This is a genomic window from Pseudomonas sp. PME37.24/006 (assembly GCF_055556635.1).
The window spans coordinates 1,056,128-1,069,852 of sequence record NZ_JBVHNL010000002.1; the positions used below are offsets into that span (position 1 = coordinate 1,056,128).

The following is a 13,725-nucleotide window of genomic DNA, read 5'->3' on the forward strand; positions in this document are numbered from 1 at the left end:
GCGGCAGCATCAGGTAGCACTTCTCCAACGCTGTGAGCGCTCTGAAGTGGACTGTCGCTGTCGGCCAAGAGTGGACATTTACTGGGCAAAGGTTCGCTCGCCCAGAGCAATCTCAACCACCTCAGAGCTCGCCAGTTAGAAACTGCGCTCGACCCAACCCGAAGCTCCAGTCGTCATCACGATTGGTAACCACTGAAACCATTACATCAGTTGCAGCAATACCGCATTTCTCTTCAAGCGCAGCTACCAGCAGTGCATAAAAGCGCTGTTTCATTTCAACGCTGCGCGGCCTGCTGATAGCCGTTATCACGACGACGCGGTCAGTTCGCTCGAAACCAAGCCCGGTGTCCTGAATGATCATATGGCTCGGTTCGTGCTCATTGAAAATCTGATATCGATCACGCTCAGGCACCTCAAATGCTTCCACCATTGCCTGATGAGTCGCGTCTAGGAGACGTTGGATTTGCGCACTGGTGCGGCCTTTGATTGCATCAATTTTCAGCAATGGCATGAGGGCTACTCACTTTAAGGTTAAATGCGCTTAGACCCCGCAGGTGAGCGAGGCAAGATTGCTTGATTGGCCGCTTGGCATCCGATGAGGTGTCAACGGCGCCATTCCTCGATCAGCTTATTCATCAGATCTTCGGCGGGTAATTCGCGCGCCATGGGGGCTCCTTGCCCGGCCCAATGTGCAGCGAATTTATGATTGCCCTTCTTGGCGGCCGCTGCAGACAGCCTCTTTGCAGCGTCGTATGCAAGCGGATAGGCCGCCACCTGGGTTTCCGAGCCCCTATCCAGGTGCTGAATAAACTGATTCACGATCCCGCGTGCTGGGCGGCCAGAGAAGACCGAAGTCAACCGGGTATTGGAAGCATGCTCACTTCGTAATGCGGCTCGATAACCCTCATTCGCCGCAGACTCCGGGCATAGGATAAATGCAGTACCAAGCTGCGCCGCTGCAGCTCCTAGCCCCAGCGCTGCATGAATCCCCTGCCCGTCCATAATTCCACCTGCGGCGATGATAGGAAGGTCTGTGTTCTTGACCAAGAGTCGAACGAGCACCGGCATCGTCAATTGCTCGTCGACAGCGCCCAGGTCAAACACCCCCCGATGCCCACCTGCCTCGATGCCTTGAGCCACAATCGCATCAATGCCAAGCCTTTGGATCTGCCTTGCTTCATCAAGGTTAGTCGCGGTAGCCAACGTGCAGATGCCTTCATTCTTCAGCATGCTGACCTGCTGCGCCGTAGGCAGGCCGAAATGGAAGCTCACCACAGCCGGGCGCTCTTCGAGAAGCATCTGAAAAACCTCTTCGTCCGCGATAAAGCTCTTATAAATTTCGTTCAGCGAGGTCGGCACATCCATCTCGCACTCCTGAAACAAAGGCTCCATGCATTGCAGCCACGCGCTCTCCAGAGGCTCATTGCGCAGGGCGGGTGCATGACAAAAGACATTCACGTTGAATGGCTTTGAGGTGAGCGCTTTAGTTCGCGCAATCATCTCTTTCGCCTGTGAAACACTGCTAGCTCCGATCCCAATGGAACCCAATCCCCCTGAATTCGATACCGCGGCAGCCAACTCTGGCGTCGCTACACCGGCCATCGGAGCCTGGATGATGGGGTAGATGCGCAAACGAGCAGCAAAAGAACTAAAAACACTCATTACCCTGAACTCCCGCTAGACGAGTATGAAATCGATGGAGATTGATTATTCTCAAAATAAGAATATGTTAACAACATAGATACCAAAAGGAGAATAAGGTGGATCTTGAGTCGTTACGAATTTTTAGCAGCGTCGCCAGCGAGCTAAGCGTTACGCGCGCCGCAAGCAGGTTGGGACGCGCGCCCTCGAACGTGACTACTCGCATTCAACAGCTTGAAGCGGAATTGGGGGTGGAGCTCTTCGTTCGTGCCGGCAAACGCATGGCCCTATCGACCTCTGGAGAGCAATTTGTAGGCTATGCGCAGCGGATCCTCTCGCTGGAAGACGAGGCTCGCCATGTCATCACTGGTGGAGCTACGGGGGGCACGCTACGTGTCGGCAGTATGGAGAGCACTGCAGCTAGCCGGCTACCTGTGCCCTTGGCGGCATTCAATCGTGAGAGCCCTTCGACACAGCTCGAAGTCAGTACCGGGCCTTCAGGAATGTTGATTGAGCAGGTTCGTAGCGGCCAACTCGACTGCGCATTTGTGGCACTGCCCACAGCACACAGCGATGAAGCGCATCTCACCGAAATGGGGCTGGAAGGCAGCGCAATTTGGCAAGAAGAGCTCTTGCTATTGCTGCCTCCCACAGATGCCACTGCCACTAGCCCTGCACAGGTAAAAACGCGCGCACTCGCAGCTTTTCGAATTGGTTGTACGTATCGGTACATCGCGGAGGAGCAACTCGGCATCCACGTAGGTTCCGGCTGGAAAATTCAGGAATTAGGCTCTTATCACGCAATGGTCGCGACTGTAGCAGCAGGCTCCTGCGTCGCGATCCTGCCGGAAAGTGTGCTGCAACTGACCAGCGCCCGCGACCAGCTGTCCACGATCAGGGTTTGCTCGATCAGCACATACCTGGTTTGGCGCAGGGACTATAAGACGCCCGCATTTGACAAGTTCGCCCTGCTGTTCAAGGGAGCTGCATGACACTCAAGTCGATGTCTCGCGGGATGCAACTGCGTTCAGCGCTGGAGGCTGCGATTGTCATCGCGATTGGAATGGGCTTTGGCCGCTTTGCTTACACAGCTCTATACCCACACATGGTTCAGGAAAATATCCTCAGCCTGAGCCAGGGCAGCATGGCTGCTTCTGCCAACTACGCGGGCTATCTGGTTGGCGCCCTGCTGGCAATTCAGACAAAACCGAAAAATGCCCATCGCTTCTGCCTGTGGGCCACGGGCGGTACTGCAGCATGTCTGATTAGCCTCGCCTTTCTTGAGTCAGCTTGGCTAATCGTTATGGTTCGCGGTGTAGCTGGAGCCCTAAGCGCCGTTGCAATGGTTGCCGCTTCCCTTTGGCTGCTTCAGCACCGCCGACATATCCATGGGGCCCCTCTGCTTTATGCAGGTGTAGGGCTGGGCATCGCGGTATCTGCTGAGCTTGTCGTTCTCGGCTTCTGGTTGGATCTGACAAGCCAACAAGTGTGGCTTTTGCTGGGGTTGGTGAGCTTCGCCCTGATGCTCCTTGCAGTACCTGGCCTGAGCGACACCAAGTACGACGCACAGGCTGACAACAAAGATGCGCCGCAGAGCCCGGTAAAACAGTGGCCGCTAGTGCTCGTCTATGGCCTCGCTGGTTTCGGGTACATCATCACCGCAACCTATCTTCCACTGCTGGTCAGGACGGCTCTTCCAGAGCTGGATCCTGGACATGTGTGGGCTGTATTTGGCCTCGGCGCTGCCCCCTCGTGCTTTTTATGGCATCGACTACACCGGCACCTCGGAACTCAAAACTCTCTGGCCTTGAACCTGGCAATACAGGTACTAGGTGTCATCTTGCCCATATTGCTGCCAAACGGCACCGGCTATCTAGGTAGCGCGCTACTTGTCGGCGGGACTTTCATGGGCGCAGTGACCATTGCCATGTCGGCCGCTCAGCGCATCACCAATAAAGCGAGCATCAATCTCTTAGCGGTCATGACAATCATCTACAGCGTAGGCCAAATTGCTGGCCCCTTTGTAGCGGACGCTTTCTACACGATGAATCAGAATTTCAACGGATCACTGTGGGCCGCCGGCATAGCTCTCACAGCAGCCGCTTGTATCAGTTTGAAAATGCTCTAGCACATACAGCTCGTGGTATCAGGAGAAGCTATGAAAGCAGTCAGCCCAAACGATTTTTTAGCGATTAACGACGTCCTTTGTCGATTTTTCCTGTCCTTCGACCGTCGAGACTGGGCATCGATGAGCAATTGCCTATCCTCGCGCGTGTTCATTGATTACTCATCGTCGGGTAGAGAAAAACCATCGACTATGAGCGGCATGGACTTTGTTAAGCGCCGAGAGAATGCTGTCGACAAATTGGCTAAACACCATAGCTTTTCGAATCTTCTTGCAGCGTATGAACAGGATGAGGATGCAGTGAGCGCTCGTTGCAACTATCTGATCCTGCGATTCGCAGATTGCCAATCCGCAGATATCGCCGGTGACAATTTCTTTCACTCCTGCGGTGATTACGAGTTCTTGCTCAACCGGGCAGACGATCACTGGAAAATCACAAGCATCACGCAGCATGCACTACAAAGCTGGGGCAACAGGAGCCTACATGGTGGCTCCCAACCAGGGGCATGACTTTTAGATCATTTATACGCTGCTCTTTGAAGGGCAGCTTCCGACGACGTAATCAACCGACGATGGGACTGATTGCAGAGCCTCATCACCCGGTGCTGGGAGATGGGGCAACTGATAAAAATACGGATTCTTTACGCGCCGGGGTTGCTTCTCAGTCGATTTTCTACGTAAATCCCGCCGATAATTCTTATCTAACTGAAATGGCTCTGCATCTGCAGGGCGCAGATGATGTTCTCGACGGTTTATCGCAACCACGGTTTGTGGGCCTCTCCGTCCATCCGAGTTTCTCAGCGTTAACGCCAGCAGATCTAAGCTTGCCCTTGGACTAACCCAGCCCTCTCATTGAGCCAGACCTAAACCCTCATGTTCGAATTATTCAGCGGGCTCGATGCCTGGTTGGCGCTGAGCCTGGCACTTGCCCTGCTCTTCGTCCTTACCTTCGAATTCATCAACGGTTTCCACGACACAGCCAACGCCGTTGCAACGGTCATCTACACCAAGGCCATGCCGCCAAACCTGGCCGTCGTCATGTCGGGCATCTTCAACTTCCTCGGCGTGTTGCTCGGCGGCGTCGGCGTGGCCTATGCCATCGTCCACCTGCTGCCGGTCGAGCTGCTGATCAACGTGAATACCAGCCATGGTTTGATCATGGTGTTCTCGCTGCTGGCTGCGGCGATCACCTGGAACCTTGGCACCTGGTACTTCGGCATTCCGGCTTCCAGCTCGCACACGCTGATCGGTTCGATTCTTGGCGTAGGCCTGGCCAATGCGCTGCTTACCGACATACCCCTCGCTGACGGCGTGAACTGGCAGAAAGCCAGTGATATCGGCCTGTCGCTGATCTTCTCGCCAATCGCCGGTTTCGTTGTCGCCGCCCTGCTGTTTCTCGCCCTCAAGCACTGGATGCCAACCCCGAAGGTGCACAGCACGCCCGTTTCCCGCAAGGAAACCAAAGGCAAGAACAAGCCGCCGTTCTGGAACCGCCTGGTGCTGATCGTATCGGCCATGGCCGTGAGTTTCGTGCACGGCTCCAACGATGGGCAAAAGGGTATCGGCCTGATCATGCTGGTGCTGATCGGCATCGTGCCGGCCAAGTTCGTACTCGACCTGAACAGCACGACGTACCAGATAGAGCGCACCCGCGATGCAGCCATCCATCTGGGCGAGTTCTACCAGCGCAATGCGCCGACCCTCAATGAGTTCCTGGCACTGGGCAAATCCGGCAACAGCGAACTGCCCAAGCAATTCCGCTGCGATCCAAAGCTCACCGAGCTGACCATCTCCACGCTGCTCAAGACGCTGGACGGCGTGAAGGATTATCACAGCCTGAGCGAAGAGAAACGCATCGATATTCGCCGCTACCTCCTGTGCCTGGATGACTCGGCCAAGAAAGTCGGCAAGCTGGAAAACCTGCCGGCGCGCGACAAGGCCGATCTGGAAAAGCTGCGTAAAGACCTGACTGCTACCACCGAATACGCACCCTTCTGGGTGATCATCGCCGTAGCACTGGCTCTGGGGATTGGCACCATGGTCGGTTGGAAGCGCGTGGTGAAAACCGTCGGCGAGAAGATCGGCAAGCAGGGCATGACCTATGCCCAAGGCATGAGCGCGCAGATCACCGCCGCATGCGCCATTGGCTTGGCCAACGTCTACAGCCTGCCGGTGTCCACCACCCATGTGCTGTCATCGGGGGTGGCGGGCACCATGGTCGCCAACCGTAGCGGCCTGCAAGGCAGCACCATCAGCAACATCCTTCTGGCCTGGGTACTCACCCTGCCCACCTCCATGGCACTGGCAGCAGGCTTGTTCTATGGCGCGACGCTGATCTTCAATTGATAGGCGCTCCCCCTGAAAACCAGGTGCCTGCCCGGGCACCTCGTTTTTAGGCCTCCCCTGTAAAGCAGACTCAAGCCAGCAGTTCGGTAATCCAGCGAATCTGTTGAGCGAGCGCTTGCATCTTCTCCCCAGGCACGGCCTGCCGTGCTTGGGCGAGATTGGCCAGGGTCTGCTGCTTCAGATGCAGCAGACGTTGCCACTTGGCCAGGAACACGGGGCTACGTTCGCGCAGGTGCAGGGGTCCGAAGTACAGTTCATCGGCGGTGTACAGCACCGGGCCGGTACGCTCGGCGACGATGATTTCGTAGTAGAAACGGTTTTCCCGCAGGACTGCCTCGTCGAGGATGCGGTAGTGATTGTCCATTAGCCACTGACGCAGCGGCTGCTCGCCGCCGTTGGGCTGCAAGATCAGGCGCTCCTCGCCGCTCAGCCGGTTTTTGCCACTGTCGAGGATGTCGCGGATGGTCTCACCGCCCATGCCGCAGAGGCTGAGCGCAGTGATGCCATCTGCCGGCTCGATTGCCGCCAGCCCGCTGGCCAGGCGCACGGTGATTCGATCGCTCAGGCCATTCTCGCGCACGCTGCGCGCGGCAGCCTGGAACGGCGTCAATGCCACCTCGCCGGCCAGTGCCCACTCGATGGCACCGCGCCTCATCAATGCCACAGGCAGGTAAGCGTGATCCGAGCCGATATCCGCCAACCGTGCACCTGCTGGCACATGTGCTGCCACGCGCTCCAGGCGCATGGACAAGGTTTGTTCGTTCAACTGCAGCCTCTTTTCACCATGGGCGATCCGGCACATGGCGCCAGGTCGGCGCGCGATTCTGTCCGGCAACGGCGCACATGGCAAATCCCGGCGACGCGCATCGTGGTGGATTGCCTGAGCGCCGTAGCTCGGGTTGAGCGAAGCGATACTCGGGAATCGCAATCCTGGGTATCGCTTTGCTCAACGCCAGGCTACGTTGCGGCGTATCCGCGTCCTCGCGGGGATTAGTCCAATGACACCGGCTGCCCTGCATTCTTGGGCGTGAGCAGCAGGTACAAGGCTGGCACCACGATCAGCGCAAGCATCGAGACGGAAACCAGGCCGAAGATGATCACCAGCGTCAGCGGCCGGTAGAACGCACTACTGACGGCCAGAGGCACAAGGCCGACGATGGTGGTCACGGCGGTGGTCAGCAAGGGGCGCAAACGTCGAGCGGAGCCGGCTGCGGCAGCCTCGGCGATGGACATGCCCTCCTTCAGGTAACCGTTCATGGTGTCGACCATGATGATGCCGTTGTTGATGGCAATACCGATCAGCGACACCAGGCCGATCATCGCGAAGAACGAGAAAGTGATATCGAACGCCCAGAAGCCCAGCGCCGAGCCGATGATCGCCAGCGGCATGGTGGCGAAAATGATGAATGCCTGGCGGAAGCTGCTGAACACGATGACCAGCACACCGACGATCAGTACCACCGCGATGAGCATGGCGATCAGCGCCGAGGTGAACGTCTCGGCGGTATCGGCGGACTCACCACCCACCACGGCGCGGTAGCCATCCGGCCAGGACGCCTGCAGGTCGGCCAGGCGAGGCCCCGCCTCGGCCATGATCTCGCCAACCGTGCGCCCTTCGTTCTTGGCCATGACGGTGAGCGCGCGCTCGCCATTGCTGTGGGAAATCGCGATTGCCGCCTCCGATTGCACCGGTGTGAGCAACTGGTTGAGGGCGATGGAAGAACCCTCTTCGGTGAAAGCGCGAACCCGTGACAGCTCCTCGGTGTTGTGCGGACCTCCGGCCTCGCCTGGGCGGCTGGGCCATTCGGTGCCAAGGCGGATATCGATGTTGTCGGTATCACTGGCCGTGACGAAGGTGCCGACGATATCGGAGCTGAAGGCGATGCGGATCTGCGATGCCAGGTCATCATGACCAATGCCGAAGAAGTTGGCGGCTTCGCGATCTGGCCGCAGCGCCAACTGCGGTTTTAGCATGCCGATGTTATCCCTCACGTCGACGACGCCGGCGATTTCAGCGAGCAAGGCCTGCACTTCGCGCGAGTGAACGAGCAGCTCGTCCATGTCGGCACCGAGCAGTTGAATCTCGATCGGGTCGCCGGCACCAGGGCCACTGGCTTCGGGCACCACCAGCAGCTGCGCGGCAGCGACGTTGTCCTGCAGGTAGGCCGTCAGCTCGCGGCGCAACTCTTCGGCCAGCACGTAGGAGTCGGTCTCACGTTCTTCACGGGGAAGAAAGATCGCCGAGAAACCGAGGAAATTCTCCGCCTCGCTCGGCTGCAGGTTGGAGGCCATGGAGCCGCCAGCGAAGGGGCTCTTCAGGCCGACCAGCTTCACCACGCTCTGGAAATAGGGTTTGCTCCTGAGAATCTCGCCCACCTCGTCGGCCACCTGCTGAGAGGTCGCCAGTTGGGCGGTAGGCGGCAGCTCGATGTTGATCCCCAGACGCTCGCCATCGGACTGCGGGAACAGCTCGATACGCGCCTGGGTAAACGCCACTATCGACACCATGAACAGTGCGATGGCAGCCAATACCCAAAGCCATGACTGCTTGCGGCTGCGCACCACCCAGCGCACATTCCAGCTTTCCAGACCATTCACAGCCCTGCTCGTTACCCGGTCGGACAGGCCCTGTTTCTGCGCGCTGTCAGGCTTGCGCTGCTTGCCCAGCAGCGCCCGTGACAGCGGCAACGAACAGAGCATGGCGACGATGAAGGAAATCACTAGGCAGACAACCGCCGTGGCAGGCAGCACGCGGATGAATTCACCCACCGTGCCACCGATGGACATCAGCGGCGCCAGGGCCAGAATAGTCGTCAGCTGCGCGGCGAATGCCGGCATCGCGTAGCGTTTTACCGTAGCCAGCACGCCCTGGCCGAAGGTTTTGCCCTGCACGTAGATCTCATCGTGGAGCCCTTCCATGAGGATGATGAACACGTCGATGATCATCACCAGCGCGATGACCATGCCGATCACCACCAGCTCGTTGAGCGAGTAGCCCATGACCAGGATGGCCAGCAGCACACCGGCGAAAGTGATCGGCACCGACAACCCGGCCACCACGGCCTCGCGCCAGGCGATGGTCAGCAGCAGGATGACGAACACGATGGCCATGGTCTGCAAGGCGCTGACGAACACCTCGGAGAGCGCCTTCCAGATCTGCTTGGCTTCGTCCTGGGTGACGGTATATTCCAGGCCCACCGGCCAGGCGCCGTCCTGCTCCATCCGCGCCAGGGTATCGTGCAGCGTTTCGACCAGATTGACCGTGTCGGCACCCGGCGACTTGCGCACCGAGATTTCCAGCGACGGCTCGAAATCGCCGCCTTGATCGGCGAAGAAGGCGCTGCTGGTTTCGGTTTCCTGCATGCGATTGACCGAGGCGATCTCGTCGAGCCGCACGGCACGCCCGGCACCAGCCCCACCGAGGCGGGCGACAGGCAGCGCACGCAAGTCGGTCACATCCCGGAAGCGCCCTTCCAGACGCACTACCGCGCCGATGCTGTCGCTGCGAATTTCGCCGAAGGGCTGTTCGATATTGGCTTGTTGAACCGCGTTGCGCACCGTGGCCGGGGACAGGCCGAGGGCGAGCAATCGCTCGGGCCGCAGCAGGATCTGCACGATCTCTTCGCGCTCACCGCCGATGTCCACTTCATTGACGCCGGGCACCCGCTCGAGCGTGTCCTGAATACGCCGCGCCTGCTCGTTCATGGTCGCCGAGCCGGCGGCTCCATGCAGGGTGAAGGTAAAGATGGGCCGGTCGTCTACCGACGCCTGGCTGATCGTTGGGCGCTCGACGTCATCGGGCAGCTCCGCTTCAGCGTCGGCGACCGCGGCACGCAGACGCGTCATCGCGTCGAGCGGATCGGCAGACGCTTCGAACTCCACCGAGATGATCGAAAAGGAATCGAACGAAGCGCTGTCGACGCGCCGCACACCCTGCAGCGTGGTCACTTCATCTTCGATGATATCGGTGACCTGCTCCTCCATGGTCAGCGGGTCAGCACCCGGCCAGGTGGTGGTGATGGTCGCCTGGGGAATGTTCAGATCCGGCAGGGACTCCTTGACCAGTTGCGAGTACGCCATCAGGCCACCCAGCAGCAGGGTCGCAACCAGCAGAATCCCGAAGATCGGTTGCAGGAAGAAGAAACGCGCCAGCGGATGCGCGTTGCGTACGTCGTCGCTCTCGAGCGGCGCGCTGTCAGTGGCCAAACGCGGCTCGTCGCCCGTGCTCCCGGTACTCATGGCGCAGGCTCGCCCGCGCCGATGACGCGAACCTGCTGCCCGTCATTCAAGGCCGCACGGCCATCGGTCACCACCAGCTCGCCGATCTCCAGCCCAGCCGTTACCGCCCGATAATCACCGGACTGCTGAGCCAGCTCAACGCGGCGCTCGCTGACTGTTCCCTTGTCCTCGTCCGCGACGAACACGAACGCCTGGTCATTGCGGAAACGCAGCGCCTCCAGAGGTACGACCAGCGCATCGTCGACGCTCGGCTCGGCGATCCACACGGCGACGAACTCACCGTCCTGCAGGCCGGTTTCATTGCCCTGGGTGTGCACGATCACCTCGAAGGTGCGCGTCTCCGGATCGAGCGAGGGGCTGATGGCATAGACCTGGCCGTCGACCCGATTCTTGGCCTTGGTGGGGTCGGCATCCTGCCCGGCAACCGAGGCGTTCTCGCCGATCACTGCCCGAGCACCGGTAGTGATCTGCCGGAAGTTGTAGGAAGGCAGATCGACCCGCACTTCGAAACGGTCCGGGTCGATGACCATGGCAGGCACCGTGCGCAAGGCATTCTGCTCGGTGTCGGCCTGTACGGTATTGGGCATGAAGTAGCGGCCCTTCTCGATATTGAGCCGCGCCAGCACGCCATCGATGGGCGACACCAGACGCGATTCATCGATGCTCAGCTGCGCCTGGGCGAGTTCGGCGCGAGCGTTGTCACGCACGGCCTTGGCCTGCTGCACCTGCACCCTGGCTTCATCGAGTTCCTGCTGGGATGCGGAGCGCTGATCGATAAGGGTTTCGTAGCGCTTCTGGGTGACCTCGGCAAGCTTGAGGCTCGCCTGCGCCTCGGCAAGGGAAGCCTTGGCTGCCTGCAGATCGGCCTCTACCCGTTCGGGGGCTTGATGGGCGATCAACTGACCGGCCTTCACCGGCATCCCCACGCGCAGCTTCGCATCGACATGGGAGACGACACCCTGTTGGGTGAAGGTCAGGAATTCGCGCTGCCTCGACCGCGCCGTGCCCTGGCTGTAGACCCAGGCCTGCAACTGGCGGCGCTCCACAGCCACCACATTGACGCTGGTAGCGCGCGTGTCACTCGCCTGCTGCTGATCGGCTGGCGGCTCGTTGGGTTCGGATTTGTCACCACAAGCCGCGAGGCTCAGCAGGGCAAGGGCACCGAGGGTGCTACGGCAATATCGGTTCATGGCTGTGCTTATCGTCATGGTGCGGTCGGCGAAATGGGCGGCGTGGTGGCGGCAGCTGGCGATGCATCCTCGAAACCACCGCCCAGGGCGAGATGAAGGGCGATGCGATTTTCCAGGCGAGCATGTCGCGCGGTGATCTGCGCGCTGCGGCCATCGAGGGCGCGTTGCTGACTTTCCAGCACATTCAGGAATGGATCGATGCCCTGCAGGTAACGGTTGAGCGAGACCGTTACCGCGTCCTCTGCCGAACTTGCCGAGGCTTCCAGTGCGCGTTCCCGGCTTGTCAGCAGCGAGTCGACGGCCAACGCAGTCTCGACTTCGGAGAACGCGACAAGGGCCGTTTCGGCGTAGGCATTCAACACCTCATCGCGCTGCCCCTCGGCGATATCAACCTGGGCGACCAGGCGGCCACCTTGAAACACTGGCTGCAAGGCTCTGCCGGCAATCGACCAGATCAGGTTGCCGCTGTTGAACAGTTGGGCGAACTCGCTGCCGTTGTAGCCGGCGGAACCGGTCAGCGACAGGGATGGAAGAAAGGAACGCTCCGCTGCGCCCAGTTGATAGCCGGCGCTCAACAGATTCAGTTCGGCGGCGCGCACATCGGGGCGGCGCGCCAACAGTTCGGCCGGCAAACCACTGGCCGGGGCGGCGGGAACCGGCGGTAGCGCCAGCGCGGTCTCGACATCGCCCGACGGGTATTCCCCCATAAGAATCTGTAGTTGTCTCAGGCTACGTGCCAGCGACTCTCTGCGCTGTTCCAGCCCCGCACGCGCCGACTCCAGATTGGCGTCGGCGAGCATGCCGTCAGCCGGCGATGTAATGCCGATGCTGACGCGGTTATTGATCTGTCGGGCCATTTCACCCAGCGCCTCGACGGTTCGCTCGGAAAGGTCGACCTGCGCGTGAGCATGCACGATCTCGAAATACAGCTGCACCGCCTGCGCCGCCACAGACTGACGCACGCCGCGTAACTGCTCGGCGCTGGCCAGGTAGTCCGCGCGGGCCGAGGCGGTGAGCGCCGACAGACGCCCCCAGAGATCCAGCTCCCAGCTCACGTCCAGTGCAACGTCGTAGTTGTTGCCGATGGCCGCCGCATTCTCGCCGGTAATATCCGGCAGGTTCTGACGCTGCCGCGCAGCTCCCGCAGCGAGGCCGACCTGCGGCAATTGGTCGGCCCGATTCAGGCGCGCCTGGGCCTCGGCCATGCGTGAGCGCGCCAGCGCCTGGGCCAGCCCCGGATTTTTCTCCAGCGCGGTGCTCACGAAGGCATCGAGTCGCGCATCAGCGAAGTCGCGCCACCAGAAATCCTCCGTTGAATAGCCGGCCTGATCGGCAGCGACGAAACCCGCTGGCAGGCTGAAAGGCACCTGCGCCGGCTCGGGTTGCACGCTGGCACAGGCGCCAAGCAGGATGAGCGAAGCCAACAACAGCGGGCGGGAGGCAACCAGAAGAGGGTGAGCAGATCCCATCAGTTGCCTCGCCGGGCGAACAGGATCAGCAGCATTTCTCTATGCGCACTTCGGATCTTGGCAACTTCCTGCTCGGCCAGTTTTTCACCGAACAGCAGTTGGGTGAGCAAGGCGATGACCACAGGCGAGGTCGCCATGGCGAAGTTTCTCGATACGGCGTTATCCGGGATCACGCCCTTGGCGACGCACTCATCGAGCTCGGCCTGTCGGCGCGTAGCGTGGGGCAGCAGGATGTGCTCATGCCAATTGCGCAGCCGCTCGGGCGATCTGCCGCTCTCGGTGATAAGCAGTCGAAAGATCGCGCGCGCCTGGGGATCGCCAATAGCCGAGTAGGCCATATCGAGAAACCGGTCGACGGTCTCCTCCAGCGAAGCGCCCTCTACCCACTGCCAATGGCTCTGGATCGACGGAGAGAAAATCGTAGTGACGAACAGTGCTTCCAGAATCGCATCCTTGCTGGCGAAGTGCGCGTAAAGCCCTGCCTTGGTCAAGCCAACGCGTTGTGCGATGCGCTCCACCGTGGCGCCCTCGAAGCCCACGCTACTGAACTCCACCAGCGCGGCATCAAGTATCTGCTGGCGCCTTTGCTCCGCGGACAAGCGCACGCGCTTGTTCCCACCAACAGGCTTGTTAGCTGATTCTTCTGGGGCTGAATCCTGGGTCATATGAGGCGCTGACTACCGCTGAATGCTTCGGAAAATACAATTGAAAACAA

General features: G+C 60.0%; 11 protein-coding genes. 4 read left to right on the forward strand and 7 right to left on the reverse strand.

Annotated elements, in window-relative coordinates; genetic code table 11:
- Positions 1–121 precede the first annotated feature (121 nt).
- Together ACZ3GY_RS10480 and ACZ3GY_RS10485 are read right to left on the reverse strand one after the other, a co-directional pair.
- Entirely contained in the window at positions 122–511 is a 390-nt protein-coding gene (locus tag ACZ3GY_RS10480; RefSeq protein ID WP_465909963.1) for a tautomerase family protein, read from the reverse strand.
- Between the two features lie 92 nt (positions 512–603).
- Positions 604–1,662 (reverse strand): NAD(P)H-dependent flavin oxidoreductase, encoded by a 1,059-nt coding sequence (locus ACZ3GY_RS10485; RefSeq protein ID WP_465909964.1) that lies wholly within the window; start codon positions 1,660–1,662, stop codon positions 604–606.
- 98 nt (positions 1,663–1,760) lie between these two features.
- Here ACZ3GY_RS10485 and ACZ3GY_RS10490 point away from each other — a divergent pair, with 98 nt between their 5' ends.
- From ACZ3GY_RS10490 to ACZ3GY_RS10505, 4 genes are all read left to right on the forward strand, one after another.
- Positions 1,761–2,633 (forward strand): LysR substrate-binding domain-containing protein, encoded by an 873-nt coding sequence (locus ACZ3GY_RS10490; RefSeq protein WP_465909965.1) that lies wholly within the window; start codon positions 1,761–1,763, stop codon positions 2,631–2,633.
- The gene (locus tag ACZ3GY_RS10495; RefSeq protein WP_465909966.1) at positions 2,630–3,769 is read left to right on the forward strand and encodes a YbfB/YjiJ family MFS transporter; all 1,140 of its coding nucleotides are present in this window, start codon (positions 2,630–2,632) and stop codon (positions 3,767–3,769) included. Before ACZ3GY_RS10490 ends, ACZ3GY_RS10495 begins: the two co-directional genes overlap by 4 nt.
- A 30-nt stretch (positions 3,770–3,799) precedes the next feature.
- Positions 3,800–4,276, forward strand: coding sequence for a nuclear transport factor 2 family protein (locus ACZ3GY_RS10500; protein WP_463564307.1), 477 nt, complete (start codon positions 3,800–3,802; stop codon positions 4,274–4,276).
- Positions 4,277–4,639: 363 nt separating this feature from the next.
- Entirely contained in the window at positions 4,640–6,112 is a 1,473-nt protein-coding gene (locus ACZ3GY_RS10505) for an inorganic phosphate transporter (protein WP_463564303.1), read from the forward strand.
- A gap of 70 nt (positions 6,113–6,182) precedes the next feature.
- Here ACZ3GY_RS10505 and ACZ3GY_RS10510 read toward each other — a convergent pair whose 3' ends face one another.
- From ACZ3GY_RS10510 to ACZ3GY_RS10530, 5 genes are all read right to left on the reverse strand, one after another.
- Positions 6,183–6,878, reverse strand: coding sequence for a tRNA (adenine(22)-N(1))-methyltransferase (locus ACZ3GY_RS10510; protein ID WP_465909967.1), 696 nt, complete (start codon positions 6,876–6,878; stop codon positions 6,183–6,185).
- A gap of 224 nt (positions 6,879–7,102) precedes the next feature.
- Positions 7,103–10,351, reverse strand: a complete 3,249-nt coding sequence (locus tag ACZ3GY_RS10515; RefSeq protein ID WP_465909968.1) for an efflux RND transporter permease subunit — start codon at positions 10,349–10,351, stop codon at positions 7,103–7,105.
- Entirely contained in the window at positions 10,348–11,541 is a 1,194-nt protein-coding gene (locus tag ACZ3GY_RS10520) for an efflux RND transporter periplasmic adaptor subunit (RefSeq protein ID WP_465909969.1), read from the reverse strand. The genes ACZ3GY_RS10515 and ACZ3GY_RS10520 overlap by 4 nt, the downstream gene beginning before the upstream one ends.
- 14 nt (positions 11,542–11,555) lie before the next feature.
- The gene (locus ACZ3GY_RS10525; protein WP_465909970.1) at positions 11,556–13,010 is read right to left on the reverse strand and encodes an efflux transporter outer membrane subunit; all 1,455 of its coding nucleotides are present in this window, start codon (positions 13,008–13,010) and stop codon (positions 11,556–11,558) included.
- Positions 13,010–13,615 carry a TetR family transcriptional regulator gene (locus ACZ3GY_RS10530; protein WP_465909971.1) on the reverse strand — a complete coding sequence of 202 codons (606 nt, stop codon included), beginning with the start codon at positions 13,613–13,615 and terminating at the stop codon, positions 13,010–13,012. The genes ACZ3GY_RS10525 and ACZ3GY_RS10530 overlap by 1 nt, the downstream gene beginning before the upstream one ends.
- Positions 13,616–13,725: the final 110 nt, after the last annotated feature.